We start from the raw sequence: 18618 nt of genomic DNA on the forward strand, positions 1-18618 counted from the left end.
AAATTCACGAGCCAGAGGCTTCCCACTCAGTAATCGCTGCTTGCTGCCATGCTTCCTCCTCATCGGCTAATTCATCGCTCAGTTCATCCAGCAATAAACAGGCTTCTACCATTGCCTGCTGTTCTTGTTGTTTGCGCCACGCTTGCAATAAAAGCTCAATTAGCCGACTGCGATTTTCTACACGATCGTCAATGTAACGCACTAGCTCATCTGGCAAAGAGATAGATACTTTCATAATTATTGTAAAACTATTTATGTCACTTTCAATACTACAAATGGTAGCACAATTCTATTTACTCACCTTACGGAACAAAAAGACGACCAACGCCCATCCAGGTTTCGATATCCAGCAAGATTTCCAGAATACGATCGACACAACGATTTCGATAGACTCGATCGCCTAAAAATCGATCGGCATCTCCAATCGTAATCACAGGTAGGGAATCCACTGTATTTTCTTCTCGGATCACCTGTTCCAGGGAGTCTTCACCCCTCATGCTGCGGTTGGCAGTAAGCAAAATCATCTGATTTGCCTGAGCAAGTCGCCAAACAACTCGATCGTTACTGTCGATCGACAAATTCATCTGCTTGAAGGTGACAAAACGAATTGGAAGTAGATTTAACCAGCCTTGACTCGCAATATTTCCTAATAAAATCTCTGCATGACCTCCGAGATTGTGATCTATAAGAAAATTCATGCTTCTAGTTCGTGTTTGGCTTTCTGCTCTCGGAGTTTTGCCCAAAGAGCCTCTCGACCGGGTTTGGGTGGCATCGCTGCAACGCGGGCAGAATGTTCGCGATTGCGCTCTTCCCAGTAATGCTGAATTTCCTTAGCTTGCTTTAAAACAATTTGATATTCTGCTTCGACTTCTGCACGATTTGCCTCAATGTAGGATAAAGCAACGTTAATCTGATCGTCTGTTAAGTCAAACAAGGAACGGATAAATTTCGCGGGATATTGAGCCGTCAGGTAGTCCATCACATCATAGAGAGTGATGCGCGTACCTGAAATTGTCAGTCCGCGATCTGTACGAATAATGATTGGTTGGTTGTTGGATACTGAAACCATATCCAGAGCCTCTAAAACAACTTACTAAATAACCCGATCGTACATCACAAATCTGTGATGTCGTGTTTGGAGAAACCTTTGAGCAAATCCACCATACTCACTCTACACAAAATTAGCCGGATCTTGATCCCGTCGATTCTTCAGCAGAATCGGAGAACCTTGGCCATCACCCACCAAAGCCGCCGTTTCCTCCAACGCTTCCCTCAGCCGCTTGGCCGCGTAAATGGACATATCGCGGGGCACATTCACCCGATCGCGCAAATACCGCAAAGCCGAATCAGAACCAGCCGGCGGCGTACAAACTTCGCCAGTCATCATCAAAGTTAAAGCACAACGCAAAGCCTCATCAAATAAGCTGTCATCAGCAGGATTGACTCGAACGATGTTGTGCTGGTGCTTGATGACGCGGTGAAGAGCTTCAGCGCGAGAAGTTTCCGGTTCTGGGTACATCACATCCGGGAGTCCAGCCCAAGGCCCATTATCCACGCGGGCTTTATTGAGTAGCATCTGCGGTTCGCCGTTTTCATAACAGCCGCCCATTTGAGGCGGTAAATCGTGGACGTGGGTGTGAAAGTCGCTCTGAGTGCCGCGATAGGTGGGGCGGCTTTCCATCGCCGCAAACCAGTCAGCAAAGCGCGGGTTTTCTTCCCGCATTGAGTAGCCTTTGTAGTAGTAAAGACTGGCATTCATCCGTTCGACGTAGGGCGTAAAGATCACATCCGCAGTGCCAAATTCATCGAGGAAATAAGGCCCGGATGTGCTAGCCAGAGCTTTTTCTACTTCGGCGACGACACTGATAAATTGGTTGCGGTTGTGCTGTTCTACTTTGGCTGAACTCGCCGGGTAACACAGCCAAGAGCACCAGGCCCTAAACAGCAGTCGCTCTAACCGCCGCATGGGTATTACTGCCGGGTTTTCCATCCCCAAGCCCAAGGGGCCGAAAACTCGTTCTAGGGCGATTAAGATATCATCGCTTTCGGTGATAATGCGGCCGTCTAGTTCGATCGCCGGTAGCATTCCCGACGGCACTTTCCGCTTGTACCAGCTTTCTTTTTCCCCATAGCAGAACATGGTAACTTTCTCAATCCGGTAGGGGATTTGTTTTTCTTCCAACCACAACCAAATTTTCTGGCAATAGGGACACCAGGCGTGGTTATCGCGGTACAGGGTGACTCGCACATCGGATTCGGTTTGTCCGAAGAGGCGCAAGCGGGCTTGAGAGTTGGTTGGCCCGTTGGTGCGATCGACTTGAAAGTCTGTGAGTGCCTCCAATTCTGTCCAGCTTAGGGGGGCGAGGCGATCGGTGGGTGTCATAGTTAAATTGGGCTGATAATAAGCTTAGGGCGATGTCTGGGGAGGAGGTGGAGCGTCTTGAATTTTAACCAGTGCTGCTTTCATTTCAGGAGTGGCTAGGAAGTTTTGGGTGGCTGCAATCAAGCGATCGCCCCAGAGGTTTTCTTTGAGAAAATCTACAGTGGCATAGCGTCTGTCTAATTTCAGGGCGGCTTCTCCCATTGCTAAACCTTTTTCTTTGTCGCCTTTGCTGTAGAGTGCTACTGCTAGAGCTAGCATTGGTTCTGCTGCTTTGTTGTCGATCGCGATCGCTTGTTGCCAGCGTTTGATTGCGCCATCGGCATCTCCGGTTTCGTATTTGACTAATCCGATATTGTTGATAGCGGGCCACAGGTTTTTTTCTAAAGCAAAGGCTTTTTCGTACTGGGCGATCGCATTATCAAACCGCTTGAGCTTGTAAAAAGCGTTGCCCAAATCAAATAATGCGCCCGGAGTGTCTGGCTTTATTTTCAAACCAGCTTGCAGGTATTCGGCTGCTTTTTCGTACTTCGCTTGCCGAAAGTAAGCTTCTCCCAAGACAAATTTAATTGAGGGATTTTCTGGCGATAGAGATTGAGCTTGCCCCAAAGCTTCAATCCCTTTGTCCAACTGTTCGACTTGAAGGTACAAGCTGCCTAACAAAGTCCAAGCTCGATCGTTCTTGGGGGCTAACTGTGTGGCGAGTGCGGCTCTGGGGATGGCGAGTTGGTACTGCTGGAGTCGGGCTAGCTGGACTGCTTCTTCAGCAAGGCTCAAGGCTGTCTGGTCGAGTTGGGCCGAGTCGATTTGCAGGGTGTAAGGCAGGAGTGCCTGTGCGACAACGGGCTTGGGCATTGTGCCCAAACTGAGCGCGATCGCCAGAGATATTAAAGAAATACGATTAGGCACTGTACAGCCCCAGGAAAAAATATAATGGTTTCTCGATCGCCTATAATAACTCATATTTTTGAGTTTTGATATTGCTTCCTGACTCGCAACGTTTTGCGGTTTTCTGTTAAATTGTTCCCAGATTCTGTTTTGCACTCAGGAATAATAATTTTGATTCACTGTTTTAGAGAGGACTGAAGTCCTCACTACAAACCAGGAAAATTTTTCATCTTAGCAACTTTAGTGAGTTAATAAAGTCTGTTGAATACTGCTTTAGAGAGGACTGAAATCCTTACTTAAAACCTGAGATTTTTTTCATTTTAGCAATCTGAATGAGTTAATAAAGCCTGTTGAATTTGGTCTAACAATTGTGCTACCGATAAGGAAGAAGGCAAAATTTTAGCCGATACTTCTTGCAGCAAAAAGTCGATCGCCTCGGATTCTGAATTTACAACAGATCGATAATCCCAAACTAAAATTGGCAGTTTTCCAGTCATTTGTCGCAGGTTCGAGAGCGCTTGCAACATAGCAGTTGATTCTGAGGGGGCATCTCGCAAGCACAGCAAAACTAAGTCAACACTTTGATATTGCAACTGCTGCAAAACTTCTCTCCAGCAGGGTGCGATCGCCCCTCGGAATCCTGCCGTTTGGATGTATTGAATAAAAGCTTGAAAGTTCGGAGCAGAAAACTGGGAATTGGGCAGAGGAATCTCGGCATTGGTCGATCGATCGCCATTTTTCAATTCTTTTGTCATATTCTCCCCAGCCGCGCGGTGCAAGTCCGGTAAAGTCGAAATGTCAGCAAATAAAATGCTGGGCTTCCAACTCATGCCCGCAGCTACTTGAATCACTTGCCACAACGCAGAAGCGCCCAAAAGAGTGCCTTCGCGACTGCCGGCTGCCAAACAGGGAAATACGGACAATCCTTTGATTTGATTGGCCAGTTGCGTAGTTGCTGGGTCTAAAGTCACCAAGGGCAGAGAACCTAAATTTCGAGATCGACTTAACTGTTCAATAAAAGCTAAGGGGTTTTTCAGTTGACTTGTACTGTCCAAAACGATCGCCGAAGGCCGCCAAATTCGGGCGACGAGTTCTGCTTGGTCGAGGTCGTCTGCCTCTAAAACCCGGCAGTAGGTGGGATTTAGCAGTAAAGCGGAACCTTGAGATGAAGTATTTTGCGGGCTGAGCCACAACACGGTTAAAGAACTTCTCACCTTATTGGTACTGGCATTACTGTGGCCGATCAAATCTGCCAGCAACCTTCGCAAAGCGGGTTCTTCCACCGGCAAGCTCAAAAAGCCTTCGGCGCGGTTGACAGCAGCCCGTTCTTTTTCGCCTCTGGTGGCTGTGACGATTGCCGGAATCGATCGGGTATCTGGATCGCTCTTGAGCAGCGTCAGCACGTCCCAACCGGACAGCAGGGGCAGCAGCGGGTTGAGGAATATCGCTTCGGGACTGAACCTGCGGGCTTTTTCCAGGGCTTCGGTGCCGGAACGGGCGACTATTACTTGGTAGCCCAAACTGGAGAGGACGTTGGTTAAATCTTCGATATATTTGGGAACTGCTTCGACTATTAATACTAAACGAGAGCGAGAATTGGCGATCGGATGCTGATATTTTGGTTTGAATAATTCTTCCTCGGCCAAAGCAGGCGGTGGGGATTCTTCCCCGCAGTTTCCCGGAGGATTGGGCGGCAGCAGCAGGGTAAATTCAGAGCCTCGGTTTTCTGAGGAAATAAACGAAACGTCTCCGCCGTGGAGCCTCGCGAGCCGTTGAGTCAGTACCAGTCCCAGTCCGGTTCCTTGAAAGCGTCTGGTCAGGGGGCTTTCTAGCTGTTGGAATTTTTGAAAGATCAGGTGCTGTTTGTCGGCGGGGATGCCGATGCCGGTGTCCCAAACTGTGAAGGCGAGCCAACCTTCCCAAACATTTACTTTCAATCCGATTTTGCCGCCGGCTTCGGTGAATTTTAGGGCGTTGGCAAGGAGATTGACGAGCATTTGCCGCAGCCGCAGTTCGTCGGCAATCAAATAGCTCAGTCCCGGTTCTATTTCTAATGTAAATTCTATTTTTGCTGACGGTTCTGCGTTTGCTTCGCCGTTTGTTTTGGGGGGAGATTTTTCTTCTTGCTGTTGCAGTTGTTTTGCTTGTTCAAAGGCTCTTTTGCAAGTTGCTGCTATTTCTACGGATTCGGGAATTAGTTCTAGCTGCCCGGTTTCCATGCGGGTCAAGTCTAAAATGTCGTTAACTATTGTCATCAAATGCCGCCCGCTTTGATGGATTAGTTTGGCGTAACGTGATTGCCGATCGTTGAGTTCTCCGATCAATTTATCTTTGAGGAGGCTGGACAAACCGAGGACGGCGGTAAGCGGGGTTTTTAGTTCGTGGCTGATGCAGGATAAAAATTCGTCTTTTAGTCGGTTGAGATGGATTAAGTCTGCGTTTTTTGCTGCTAGTTCTTTGGCGACTAAATGTTCTTCGGTGACATCTTGTCCCATGACTAAAATTAGCTGGTCTCCGAGCGGCTGTTTGACAAATTGCCAGATCCGTTCTTGACCTGTTTGTACCGGGCAGTCGCAAATGTATGTGTCTGGTTTGCCTGCGATGGCGCACCAAGCTGGAGCGGTTAAGGTTGATGGGGAGGCGGCCGAGTACAGCGGTAGCGGGCAACTGGTGGCTGCGGTTGCATCCGGTGAACCGAAGCTATCCCGCAGAGAATCGCCCGATCGACTTACTCCTACTAAGCTCCTGCACTCAGAGGTGATAGCCTCGAATTGCACGCTCTGGTATTCGCTGGTTACATGGCTTGGTTTGTGGGACGAGTGTTTGCCCAAATTTGCTGCTGGTTCTGGAATTGGTTGAGGCCCGGCTCCCAGCAAAATCCGCCACGCTGCGTTTTGACTGACTATTTGTCCGCTGGGGGTTTGCAATCTCAGCGGTAGGGGCAGTTTTTCTAGGAGTTGGACTAGGGAGTTGAGGTTTTCCGAGGGTTTCAATCCTGCTTCTAAAAAGCGCCCTTTGCCCTCGGCGGTGGCTAGCGCCGAGGAAACGGGTATTAATTCAATTTCTTTGACTGCTGTTGACTCCGCCTGACTGCTGCTGTTAAATGCGGCGATAAATTGGAGCAGGCTCAGGCTCTCTAGGAGTCCTAAAAATTTACCGCTGGCATCTGTAAGGGCGATCGGGCTTTTGGAGAAACCGCCGACGCTTTGGCTGTGGGCTGGGCTATTTAGTTGTTCTTTTTGCAGGTACTGCCAGAATTCGCTGACACTCAAAGCTGCCGGTACTATGGTGATGGGTTCGATCGCGATCGAGCTTTCCGACAAAAGTTGCTCTCCGTCGTTTGTGCGCGAGTCCGTGCCCATCCAAAGGCTGCGGAGGTAAACTAATCCTAGCGGCTCCTTCTGTTCGTTGACTACTGCGACTCGATCGCACTTTCCCTCAATGAAAATTGACCGCAGCGATTCTAGTGTCGCCGTTGGTCGGCACAGCGGCACTGGGGAGATAAAATTGTTGAGACTGGGGTTAGTGGTTGGCATAACAAACCTGAGAGTCTGCTATTTATAGCAGTAATATTTTTGATACCCAATGTACCTGCGGATTTCTGTATCTTATTAATTTTATATCAGTTCGCTATCTGGTCCGGGATCGACCAAAAAAGAGCGAGTTCGAGACCGGCACTTGATTTGAGGCGATTACTAATTATTTTAAGGCTTAAGCTTAATTGCAGAAATCAAGCTCAGGGTGCTTGATATTAAAGCACCCTGAGCAAACTGTGATTATTCTTCTGTTAGAAAGCTTATCCTTATTTATTTGGTCGTTAAGATTGGTTACAATTGATGTTGAAATGATTTTAATTGTGTAAACAAATTTGTCATAGCGATCGGCATGAATCTCGCTGTGTTATGGAGCATCTCCGGTTTTGTAACAAGCACTTTTTGGCGATCGGCTGTTGTGCAAATAAACGTTTTATATCTCGACAAACTGCAAATCGTTAACTTTTGTCAAACTCTCAAACTCTCTCCACCTGCGATCGCCATAAAGTATAAAATCGATTTACGGCAGCCAGCGGGGATGATAGCCGGTAAAGGGAAGTTCTTCGGGCTGTACTTTTGCAGCAGAACCGTCTGGAGGTATTTCTAATAAGGGTAGCACCCAAAGGCGGCTGGTGGCGATCGACTGTCCGCCGGAGTTGCGGGGACTGTCTGCTGCTGACGGTTTTGCTGATGTAACTAATTGGTCGAAAATTAATGCCAGACCGTCGGGAGATAAACTGATTTGGGTATCTAATTGGTTGGGCAAAACTAGCAGCGGTTTGATGGTTCCTACCAAACGAGTGCCATCTTTTTTGAGGTCGATGGCGGCGATAAAAGGCTGTTCTTTGTAGCTTTCTGTTTCGAGGCGTTGGGCTAACAAACAGTAAAGACGCTGGAATTGATTGTCTTTGTTTTTGCGCGGGTCGAAATAAACGGAGATAATGCTACCGGGAATCCGCAATATTTCTTGTTCCACACCTTGGTTGTCTAAGATGAAAAGGGATCGAGTAAAGTCGCCGTTGTATTTAACATAGGCGGCGGCGGAGTTGTCGCGGGCCAGGCCCAATACTTGTTCGTATTTTGGTAAAAGTTGTACTGGATCTGCTTCTGGTTTGAGCGGGACGATCGCTAATCCTTGTTTTTGAGACATTACCACCGATTTGCTGTCGGGCCGAATCATAAAATCTCCGCCTTGTTGATTTTCCAATGGGCGGGGCGGTAATTTTTCTTCGAGAATCCAAGGGCTGAAATCGCTGGGATTGCTGCGGTTGACGCGCTGAATCAGGATGATTTTTCCGTCGGCTGAAAGGTCAAATTTTAGGTTTTGGTAATCTTTGGAGTCTAGTAGTTTGTCGATTCTACCTGCTGGCTGTTTTTGTTGGGGTTCTTCTCCGGGGGATTGGGGATTGAGGCCGGTGGTGACTGTGAATAGTTCTTGATTTAGAGTGCCGCGAGTACGGGCGATAGATCGATCTGTGGCTGAGAATAAAATGCGATCGCCCCCGGGATAGGGTTTAAAATCGGTGACAACCAAATCTTTCGGAGTCAGGGGTATCGGTTTCGATTCGCTGCTGGAGAGATTGACTAGCATTAATCTGCTTTCTGTTTCGCCTTGAACGCCGATATAAGCAAAAGCCCGATCGCGAGTGCGAAAGGAACTGCTAAACGGCTGCATTGGCGTGCCTTTATATTGGTTGTTTTCTCCGAAATACTTGTCCGTTGCACCAGCGAGTTTTAATGTGTAGGTAACGCCGTAGGGTGCTGGATCTTGGAGGGTGTAAGCCATGCGCCGTCCCGCCCAACTAAATTTACCGGGGAGGGGAGGTTCTAGCGTTAAGTTTTCCTCGACGCTGGAGTGGTTCATCGGGCGAAAGAAGGTGAGGAGAAAGCCGGTATCTCGCGCGCCGATTTGTTTGTTTTCCCAGCTAAATTCTCGCACTCTGGGCGCTGTGCGATCGCCACTCAGCAGCAGCAGTCCGATTAAGACGCTTAACATTAACATCAGCAAGATCGCCGTGCGGTCGATCGGCTGTTTGAACGGCAGAATACCGAAGAATGAAGGATTAAATTTTTTGTTAAAAATATTCACAAATTTTTCTCTCCTATTTATGGTGAAAAATCACTGCCCAATTTTCCCTCTTAAATTTTACTTTCCCAGGCGCACCCCAGCTCAAAAACCCAATTTGGCGATCGGAGTTTCATATCAACTCCGGTTGACGATCATAGCAAAAACAGTTCGTAGTGAGGACTTCACCGCACTACGAACCAATCCGAGAGCGCTCAAGCTATCGCCACCGCGTCCAAAACTCCTAATAATTCAGACGGCTACTTAGCCCAGAGCCATTATTTCACGAATCCTTGACGATTGGTATATTCGAACTATGATTAACCGCTGACAGTGTATAGGGCGATTCCGGTTCGGCATATAATATAGAACCCATTTGACATCTTTGAGTTTTGGGTTAGGTGACGAGAAATATAGAGAGAAACTGGTTTCTGAGATTTACGCAAGGGGCGAGAAACCGGGTTTCTACGAGTTTTGGGTTGGGTGATGAGAAATATAGAGATCAACCCGGTTTCTGAGATTTACACACAATAGATATCAAATGGGTTCTATAGAATATTTGCTATCGTAATGCCTGACCTCAAAATAGTTTAAATTTGACGTGTGAGACTTAATATATAGAGAAAAATTCCAAAAAACAAAAAGTTGCTGCACTCTCTAAAGGCAAGACTTCCACTATTCGATTTTTGAAGAAACGACCTGATTTTATCCAGTGTTTCATCTGCTTTCTTGACAAACAGTAAAATGCTGCGTGAGGATTGTTAAATTCCGCAAATTTTACACCCTCTATCTCTACACTAGATAGCTTGTTTATTACCAATGGTTGCGTTATCGTCAAATCAATATATCTCTTAGTCCCTTGATACATTTCATAACAATTTGGGGGAAAAATAGCATTTTTATATCCGCTTTCTTGGTTGAATTTTGCTAATTTTCTAGCGTGAAAGCATCGGCTAAAATAATGTCATCTTCTCTGAATAAAAACCATTCAAGTTCTTCTACTTTTTCGACAAATTCTTCCTGAAGCCTAAACCATACCAAGATCGGGTCGCATTCTGGGTCTTCTTGTATCTGAATGCACTTAATTTGATCTTCAGGTAAATACATACGCTGTAACCTGCCTGTTCGGTAGAGTTTGGCTCGCAATATAGCGTTTCTCAAGTATGGTGAGGTATGCCCGGTTTGGCCTATGCCGGATAGTACCTCATATGAGAGATCGAAAGGCTATATTCACGTCGCAATGAGCAAAACTCGCCAACAGTCCATCTATTGTATACCTGAGTCTTTCTATTTTTGCTGCCTCTTGTTCAGGATTCTCAGATTCTTCAACTGATGTAATGTGTGCGACAGCAACAAAAATTTTAGGGCGTTCTTTCTCAGGCGGTTCGTTTTATTTGAATAAATTTATGATGGTCTTTTATGAAAAAACAGCATCATTTTAATATACCTAATGACCGATTGCGATATTTCTTGTAACAAAGCAATTTGGGTAATGATAAAGTGCATTACTTTTCTTTATTGTAAATTTTCAGCCGACATACAGACAATCTCCTTTGTGTTTACTGAAATAGTTGATTTATCGGTACTAAATCCATCGGTGATATTTTGTCGATAGGTAGTCCCCAACCCAGCAGATACATTCTAATGCAAAGTATTCCCGCTAGTACCCCTAAGAACAGTGCTGTCAATTGGATATCCTCCCAAAAACAAGTTAGCCTTTCTTTCCAAAGACCGTAGCTGGTTACTAAATAAGTAGGAATATCACCGACAGCTACAGCAATCACAGCACCTAAATTACCAAAAAAATGATATCCGACTGGGATGCCAATAGTGATACTCAAGAAAGTTACCAGATTGCCCATAGCTGCATATTGAGATTTGCCAACCGCTAACAAACAAGAACCCATCAAATTGTGGAGAGTAGTGTGCCAGATACCTAAAGCCAAGATTGGCATCATCCAAGATGCTGCCATATACTCTTTCGTGTACAGTGTTAAAATTAGCTGATCTCCAAAGCTCACAAAAATTGCTAAGCCTATGGCTAAAGGTATCAGGATTAAGTTGCGGTTTTTAATAATTTTGGCGCGCAATTCCTCACGAGGCAACTCTGCCAGCATCGAAATAGAGGGAAAAATTACCCTACCTCCGAGGGCGATGATCACTTGGCGCGGCATATCGCCGAGGGTAAAAGCGATGCCATAAATGCCCAACATTGTTAAAGTAAAGATTTTCCCTAGAACTAGGCGATCGGCTTGAGAACACAGAAAAAATAAAATCGTCGATAAAAATATCCATTTTCCATAAGAAAATATTTCTTTAGCGGCTTCTTTGTCCCAAGCGAAGCGGTTTGACTTGCCGGGAATCAAAAAATGGCTCCATACTAACTCTATTATAGAGTTAGCAAAACCGCCGACGAGGATCGCCCAGATTGTAGGATGGAAAAAGGCCCATACAATCATCACTGTAGTAGAAATTGCCTGTATCCCCAACTCGAAAAGCACTACTTGCTTGACGCTCATTTTGCGTTCGAGGGTGGATACGGAAGTGGATTTGAACCCTCCTATTAGGGTGTTTATACTTATGCAGGGAAGCAACCACAGGAGACGCGGTTCTTCATAAAAGTTAGCAACTGGCCAGGTGATTAACATTAAACACAACCAAACAAACAAGCTGCGAAGAACTTGCATTGTCCAAGCGGTGTTGAGAAATTCTGGCTCGTTCCCGCGCTTGTTTTGAATGATGCTTGGGCCCAGACCTATATCTGTGAATAGGTGGACACCTGTGATGAAAACGTAGGCTAGACCCATTAAACCAAATAGTTCGGGCAAAAGCAGGCGGGTCAAAATTAGGTTGCTGCCAAATCGGATAATTTGACTGCTTCCATAGCTGGCGATCGTCCAGAATGCGCCTTTGATCGCTAATTTTTTTTCTGATGACATATACTCTAAACTTATTTCCTAATTATGAGTCTAGTTGCTGAATCGGTAGTTGGCAATTTCTACAGGATGCTGCAGCCATTTTTTAGCGAACTTTACAATATCTTCATTTTCTGATTGTAGGACTGGCCCGACACACATTTTACAGTCAGAAAGATAAAATTTAATCTGCAACCAGCTCCAAATCTAATAATCATAAGGGTTTTTTGGTTCGGGAATTGGTTTGAGGGAGGATGCTTGAATGATTAATTTGCGCTTACCTTGTAGTTCTTCTACGATTGTTTCTCCTTCTATTTCTAGCCAACTGTCTGGCGGAAAAGAGGCGCGGTTTTCACCGATCGCTAATTTGACCGGCAACCCGATCGGATAGGCATCCGCCGCGCAGCAGGTAATGATAAAACGCCCGATCCACATATATTGTTCTGCTATGTTGGGCGGGTGAATCACAAATCCTTTAACCTTGACTTTTTGACCTCTGTATGTATCTGGTTCGGGGTTAAAATTTAACAGCCGCACCCATTCGACGAGCGATCGATTTTCGGGTTTTGTAGTATTGCGAAATTCTTGCGGTTGCAGTCTGGTGATGGGCAGAGATTCGGTGAGGCCTCGTTCCAATGCTGTCTGGCTGGTAAATGTGCGGGGCGTTACTGCTAAACCGATTAATGCGACGCTCAGCATTAAGGTGCTGCCGATGCTGGGGGGAAATAAAGTAATGTGTTCAACTTCTGTGATTCTGGGAGAGTTGTTGGCTGGGGATGCCCGCAATTGTTTGTTGGCGCGATCGACCTTTAAGAGTTCCCAAATTTTAAATCCGCCAATCACCATTAAGCCGATTCCTCCCGCGACTGTCAAGCCAAAGTAATTGGGGTGAATCAGAATGCTTAATTTGCCTGTAATCCAATATTTGAGGAGCAATATTCCCCAGGCTAGGATAGCTAGGGCGTCCAGCCAAGGGCTAAGTTTTTTAAGATTCATATTTGAAGAGTCATTAGTTATTAGTCATTAGTCATTAGTCATCAGTCATTAGTTATTGGTTATTGATTATTGGTTATTGATTATTGGTTATTAGTTGTTGGTTATTAGTTGTTGCTCCTTAGTTATTAGTTGTTGTTATTTGTCATTGTTCTTGGCTCAAAGAGAATTGGAAGTCTATTGCGGTTCGATCGCGTGGTGAGGTATGCCCTATGCCCGGTTTGGCCTATGCCCGGTTTGGCCTATGCCCTATGCCCGAAAGCACCTCATCTTTATGAGAAATGCTATATCGTTATTTGTCCGTGCGGGCAAATCGATCAACCTAAATACAAGTTGACAGCGAGGGTCATTAAAAATGTTAGTTGAGCAGCCAAGACAATTAAGTAAATTACTGCTCTACCTTTAAAAATAGAGAGCATTAAACCGATGCCTTTGAGGTCAATCATCGGGCCGAAAACGAGAAAGGCTAACAGCGAACCGCTGGTAAATGTGGCGGCAAAAGATAGGGCAAAAAAAGCATCTACTGTAGAACAAATCGATACGACTGCGGCTAATAGCAGCATGGCGAGAATCGAGGAAACCGGGCCTTGACCGAGGTTGAGAATTAGTTCGCGGGGTGCGCCAACTTGAATGATGGCGGCGATCGCGCTTCCGATGACCAAAACTCCTCCCAACTCCCGCAACTCCTGTACCATACTATCTAAAAGCAGGCGCAGACGCTCTTTAGAAACCGGGTGAAACATAGATGAACGTTTCGAGGTTTTGTCTGTTTTGCCTGTTTGTAAAGGCTTCCAGTCATCTTTTAGCAAAGATTCGATCGGCACTGCACCCCCCTGACCGAGCATAAATGTTCCCGACTGTAACAGTAGCGGAGTGTTGGCTGGGGCGAGGTTTTGTTCGGAAAACTCTGGTTTTGGGAGGGGAATCGCGCGGGCTACAGAGGGATGTAACAGAGGGCGCAAGTCGGCTTGAACACTGAACACCCAGCCGATGATTGTGGCGATAAACAGAGAAAATACTACCCGCAAAACTACTATTTCTGGCTGATCGCGAAATGCTGTCCAAGTCGCCCAAACTACGATCGGGTTGATGGTGGGGGCTGCTAGCAAAAAGCCGATCGCCGCTGGTGCGGGTACTCCCTGCATCAGCAACCTGCGGGCTACGGGCACGTTACCGCACTCGCACACGGGAAACAAAAAGCCGATCGAACTCCCCATCAAAGCGCCCAGCAGTGGGTTTCGCGGGATGCGGGATACGAGTTTGCGTTCGTCTACAAACCCCAGCAGCAAACCTGAGAATAAAACTCCCAGCAGCAGAAAAGGTATTGCTTCTACTAACAGGCTGAGAAAAAGGGTAAAAGCATTGTTTAACTGATTCGTTAGGGCTGGTTGCATCGATCGCCTACTGGTAAATTGGTATTTAGTTTCACGTATTTGGCGGACTCCCTGTCGATCATACCTTCTGCACAGCACTAAGTTTAAAATTCCGTTGAAACTTTTTGGCGATCGTCCTCAATGTTATAGAAACCATTAAAAGTTGCAGATTCCAGCACCGGACACCGCAATATCCGATCCCTAGTAATGGTCGCCTATAATCTCTATATTTACACACGAAAATAATAGTTGTTAAAATTAATTTTATATTTTTCCTATCAATCGGATAATTGTTGATTTAACTGGCGCGAATTATCACAAAAAGTCATAAAAATTTAATCAATTAAAATATCACCAAATATTGCGCCAAATTGGCTTGTTGCAACGAACAAATCATAAAAGTAGCAAGCTTGTTTAGACAGCCAGACTCTATGGGAAAACCGAGCAGGGGTATTTGAGAAGCGCGCCGCAATAATGATTTTCCTGTATCATCAATTAATGATAACTTCCAGCGCAATCGGGTTAGTGTTAACAACAGGTTAAGCTTTTAGCCCAAGGTTAACGAATAGTTAAATACTCCAAATAACAGTTAATACGCCTCCAGCCAATATAAAATAAAGTCAGGCATAATTACCAAAGCGCATCTATCTCGGTCATCCTCAAACTTGCCTAATACTTGGAGTGGTAAAATCCCATTTGCCACAAACAGTTTTTTGTGTAATTTAAAATGCAGTTTGCCAGAGGGATGTCGGCAAAAGCACTCAGCTACTCACCGACTGAGCTTTGGTAACTGAATGTCTGCTGGCAAATAAAAACCAAAAAAGCGTGCTGATGAATTTATGTTAAATACTTCTTGCGTAGAAATACCAGTACAACCCGCGTCCGAAGCTGACTCTGGAGAACTTCGTTTAGACTCTACTCTCCAAGAATTATCGCTTTACGATTTTCAAGTAGAAGCTATGGATTTCGGGATGAAAATTTCCCAGATGTTAGAAACTAATCCGCTGTTACCGGGAGTCATTTTGACAAATCAAGGTAAATTTGTCGGCATGATTTCCCGGCGGAGATTTTTAGAATTTCTCAGCCGTCCTTTTGGAAGAGAATTATTTTTAAAACGACCTGTCAAGGCTTTATATCGCTTTGCTGAAATTGAGACTTTGATTTTTCCTAGCAATACTTTAATCGTGGATGCAGCCCGGAAGTCGCTGCAGCGATCGCAAGAACTGCTTTACGAGCCGATTGTGGTTCAAGTGTCGCCCCAAACTTATACTTTGGTAGATGTACGCGAACTGTTAGTGGCCCAGTCAAAAATTCACGAATTAGCGACAAAATTGCTGAGGCAGCAAACTCAATCTCAACTAATTCAAACCGAAAAATTAGCCAGTTTGGGGCAGATGGTAGCTGGAGTAGCTCACGAAATTAGAAACCCTGTCACCTGCATCAGCGGAAATCTCGGCTTTTTGTCTAACTACTCGAAAGACATCATGGAGTTGCTGTCTGCTTACGAGCAAATTGTCGGGCCTAGCGAAAAAATTGACGCACTCAAAAAAAATATAGAATTTGATTTTCTGAAAGAAGATTGGGTGGAAATTATCAAAAGTATGAAGGCTTCATCAGAGAGACTGAGGGAACTTGTCACCAGCCTGCACACCTTTTCTTACATGGACGAAACTCACTTGAAAGAAGCTAACCTCCACGAATGTATTGACAGTACGCTGCTAATTATGAAAAGCCGTCTGAAGTACGGGTTTAAAGTAGTTAAAAATTATGGGGATTTGCCTTTGGTCAAGTGTTACTCTGGTCAGTTGAGTCAGGTATTTATGAATATCATCAGCAATGCGATCGATGCTTTGGAAGAAGTAAAAGAAGAAACAGGTTTTGTCGCTGCGATTACGATTGAAACTGAGGTAATAGACAGTTCTGACGGAGACTTCGTGAATTCGGAATTACTGCAAAATTATGTTTTGGGCGATCGACAAAATGCAAAACAGCTATCATCCGCCAGCCAAAACGCCGGTTTCAGCCCAGAAGCAAGCGAAAAGAATCAAAATAACGCTTGGATAGCGATCAGAATTGCCGATAACGGGCCGGGAATTCCGCCAGAAATTCAGCGCAGGATTTTTGATACATTTTTCACCACTAAACCTGCTGGGAAAGGTACGGGTTTGGGGTTGGCAATTACTCATCAAATTGTGACGGAGAAGCATAAAGGCAAGTTGAATTTGCATTCTACGCCCGGTACGGGGACGGAATTTGAGATTTTGTTGCCATTGATTTGAATGAAGAAGTCATATCAAATCTTTTAGCAGCAGAATTATTCGGATCTCTCGACCTCGGCGTAAATCAGCGTCAATCCACTGTCATCTGCGGTTACTAAATTATCTTTTTTTAACCGCAGATACAGGCAGATTAACACAGATTAAGGCTGATTAATTGTATCAACAATTTTGGTGGAACTGTCTGGGGTTGACTGTTGACTGTTGACTGTTGACTAATGACTAATGACTGTTAACTGTTAACGGTTGACTGTTGACTAATGACTAATGACTGTTAACTGTTAACGGTTGACTGTTGACTGTTAACTGTTAACTGTTAACTGTTATTTGTTAGTTGTTATTGGGAATTGAGAATGGAAAATTGGGAATTCGTAGCAAGTAACCAATAACCAATAACCAATAACCAATAACCAATAACTACTGACTACTGACTACTGACTACTGACTACTGACTACTGACTACTGACTACTGACTACTGACTATTTTTAAGCTCGAAGCTGAACGGGCATCACCAAGAATGTAGCATTGACTCCGCCTAAAGGCTGAAAAATTACAGGAGCCAGAGCGCCGTTTAATTGCAGTTGAATTTCGGGAGACTGAGCTGTTTTCAAAATGTCAATTAAGTATTTCACGTTGAAAGCAATATCGATGCTGTCTCCCGAAATCTGCGCCGGCATTGACTCTTTGCCGCTACCGACATCTTTGGCATCTACCGACAAAGTAATTTCCTGATTTTCCTCGTCGATGCTGCATTTGAGGATATTATTTTTTTGGTCGGCAAAGACTGCTATTCTTTCGACGGCTGCTAAGAGCGATCGCCTTTCTAAGGTAATTTGCCGCTCAAAAGACGGTGGAATCAACTGCCGGTATGCGGGATATTGCCCTTCTAAGGTGCGAGTTGTCAACCGCTGGTCTGCCCATTCAAACACTACTTGACCATGTTCAAAATGCAGCGTAACTGGTTCAGTCCACTGCCGCATTACTAGCATTCTTTCTACTTCCCGCAATGCTTTAGCCGGAACTGTCACCTCAAATTCTTCTTGGGTTTCTTCGCCTTCGACTTTTTCATTGACAGTTTGAACTACTGCCAATCTGTGGCCGTCTGTCGCTGCAAATTCCAAGCAATCTTGCAATACCTTTAAATGCACGCCTGCAAGTACCTGTTTTGCTTCGTCGGGGCTTGTCGCAAATAAAGTTCCTTTGAGTCCTTCTATCAAGGCTTCGGGCGGCAGTTTGAGGATTGTTCCGGCTTCGATTGCTGGCAATTCTGGGAATTCTTCCGGGCCCATGCCTCTGACTTGGTAGCTGCCTGAACTGCAACTGAGATATGCTACGGTGTCCCCCGCTTCATCTTCTAAAGTAATCTCTCCATCTGGGAGTCTCGAAACAATATCGTTGAGCAATTTAGCGGGTATGGTAAAACTGCCGCCGCCGGTCACTTCTGCTGCGAAGCTGGTGCGAATTCCTAAACTGAGATCGAAAGCTGTCAAGCTAACCCGCTGATTTTCCTCATCCGCTACTAAGAGCACGTTGGCTAGTACCGGATGTGTCGGGCGGGAGGGAACGGCCCGACTTACCAACGAGAGGTTGGCGTTGAGGTCACTTTGGGTGCAAACCAATTTCATGGGAGGTTAATTAACCGGATTTGAGACGAAACCAAATCCTATCACAGAAAGTCGGCGGGCTGACTTTTCTCTGTCATGGCTTATTTCTGGGGCTAGAAACCGGGTTTCAGGGCAAAATTTTGTGAAGGAAGGAGAAATATACTTAGAAACCCGGTTTCTGAGGTTAACGCGCCGAGGACTAGATTTTTTTTTAATTTGTTGAATTATTTTTATGTCGATCGCCCTGTGGAAACTGTGGAAAAAAAAGTTAACTGTTTGCGGGATATGACTTATAGTTTCCAAAAACTGTGGAAAACTTGTGGAAAAGCTGCTGAATACGATCGCCCATTTTAGTAAAAAAATGGTTTTGGGCGATCGAGTAAAGTTTTCCACAAACAAAGGGCAAATTTTCCACAGGTTTTTCCACAGGTAGGGGGCAGGGGGATTGAAATGACTGCTGACTAATGACTAATGACTGCTGACTAATGACTAATGACTAATGACTAATGACTTTTTATCAGAAAATTGGGTCGAAAACCCCGTCCTTCTAGGACGGCTTTATATTTACCAGAGACATACTCGTCACTAAA

14 protein-coding genes are annotated in these 18618 nt (G+C 45.3%); 2 read left to right on the forward strand and 12 right to left on the reverse strand.

Annotated features, from left to right (window positions below; translation table 11 throughout):
• Nucleotides 1–4: 4 nt before the first annotated feature.
• The 11 genes from QT998_RS21595 to QT998_RS21645 form a co-directional block, all read right to left on the reverse strand.
• Nucleotides 5–235 carry a hypothetical protein gene (locus QT998_RS21595; protein WP_333117706.1) on the reverse strand — a complete coding sequence of 77 codons (231 nt, stop codon included), beginning with the start codon at nucleotides 233–235 and terminating at the stop codon, nucleotides 5–7.
• Between the two features lie 67 nt (nucleotides 236–302).
• A complete protein-coding gene (locus tag QT998_RS21600) occupies nucleotides 303–698 on the reverse strand; it encodes an ACP S-malonyltransferase (protein WP_333117708.1) in 396 nt (131 codons plus the stop codon).
• Nucleotides 695–1069 carry a DUF433 domain-containing protein gene (locus QT998_RS21605; RefSeq protein WP_333117710.1) on the reverse strand — a complete coding sequence of 125 codons (375 nt, stop codon included), beginning with the start codon at nucleotides 1067–1069 and terminating at the stop codon, nucleotides 695–697. Before QT998_RS21605 ends, QT998_RS21600 begins: the two co-directional genes overlap by 4 nt.
• Nucleotides 1070–1171: 102 nt before the next feature.
• Nucleotides 1172–2383, reverse strand: a complete 1212-nt coding sequence (locus QT998_RS21610; protein ID WP_333117712.1) for a glutathione S-transferase family protein — start codon at nucleotides 2381–2383, stop codon at nucleotides 1172–1174.
• Nucleotides 2384–2407: 24 nt separating this feature from the next.
• Nucleotides 2408–3289, reverse strand: coding sequence for a tetratricopeptide repeat protein (locus tag QT998_RS21615; RefSeq protein WP_333218144.1), 882 nt, complete (start codon nucleotides 3287–3289; stop codon nucleotides 2408–2410).
• A 299-nt stretch (nucleotides 3290–3588) separates the two neighbouring features.
• The gene (locus QT998_RS21620) at nucleotides 3589–6804 is read right to left on the reverse strand and encodes an ATP-binding protein (protein WP_333090852.1); all 3216 of its coding nucleotides are present in this window, start codon (nucleotides 6802–6804) and stop codon (nucleotides 3589–3591) included.
• A 517-nt stretch (nucleotides 6805–7321) separates the two neighbouring features.
• On the reverse strand, nucleotides 7322–8890 hold the full coding sequence (locus QT998_RS21625; RefSeq protein WP_333090851.1) for a hypothetical protein: 1569 nt from the start codon (nucleotides 8888–8890) through the stop codon (nucleotides 7322–7324).
• A 903-nt stretch (nucleotides 8891–9793) separates the two neighbouring features.
• On the reverse strand, nucleotides 9794–9973 hold the full coding sequence (locus QT998_RS21630; protein WP_333090850.1) for a hypothetical protein: 180 nt from the start codon (nucleotides 9971–9973) through the stop codon (nucleotides 9794–9796).
• Between the two features lie 452 nt (nucleotides 9974–10425).
• On the reverse strand, nucleotides 10426–11805 hold the full coding sequence (locus tag QT998_RS21635) for an oligosaccharide flippase family protein (RefSeq protein WP_333117716.1): 1380 nt from the start codon (nucleotides 11803–11805) through the stop codon (nucleotides 10426–10428).
• Between the two features lie 183 nt (nucleotides 11806–11988).
• Nucleotides 11989–12777, reverse strand: coding sequence for a TIGR03943 family putative permease subunit (locus QT998_RS21640; RefSeq protein ID WP_333090848.1), 789 nt, complete (start codon nucleotides 12775–12777; stop codon nucleotides 11989–11991).
• A 314-nt stretch (nucleotides 12778–13091) separates the two neighbouring features.
• Nucleotides 13092–14168 carry a permease gene (locus tag QT998_RS21645; RefSeq protein ID WP_333090847.1) on the reverse strand — a complete coding sequence of 359 codons (1077 nt, stop codon included), beginning with the start codon at nucleotides 14166–14168 and terminating at the stop codon, nucleotides 13092–13094.
• A gap of 818 nt (nucleotides 14169–14986) precedes the next feature.
• On the opposite strand from QT998_RS21645, the gene QT998_RS21650 reads away from it, so the two are divergent.
• The gene (locus tag QT998_RS21650; RefSeq protein WP_333090845.1) at nucleotides 14987–16426 is read left to right on the forward strand and encodes a sensor histidine kinase; all 1440 of its coding nucleotides are present in this window, start codon (nucleotides 14987–14989) and stop codon (nucleotides 16424–16426) included.
• A gap of 483 nt (nucleotides 16427–16909) precedes the next feature.
• Here QT998_RS21650 and dnaN read toward each other — a convergent pair whose 3' ends face one another.
• Nucleotides 16910–18049 carry a DNA polymerase III subunit beta gene (dnaN, locus tag QT998_RS21655; RefSeq protein ID WP_194008244.1) on the reverse strand — a complete coding sequence of 380 codons (1140 nt, stop codon included), beginning with the start codon at nucleotides 18047–18049 and terminating at the stop codon, nucleotides 16910–16912.
• A gap of 195 nt (nucleotides 18050–18244) precedes the next feature.
• Between dnaN and QT998_RS21660 the strand changes: the two genes are divergently transcribed.
• Entirely contained in the window at nucleotides 18245–18382 is a 138-nt protein-coding gene (locus tag QT998_RS21660; RefSeq protein ID WP_228042064.1) for a hypothetical protein, read from the forward strand.
• Nucleotides 18383–18618: the final 236 nt, after the last annotated feature.

The sequence above is a fragment of the Microcoleus sp. S1D4 genome (assembly GCF_036700765.1).
In the GTDB taxonomy this organism is placed as follows: Bacteria; Cyanobacteriota; Cyanobacteriia; order Cyanobacteriales; family Microcoleaceae; genus Microcoleus.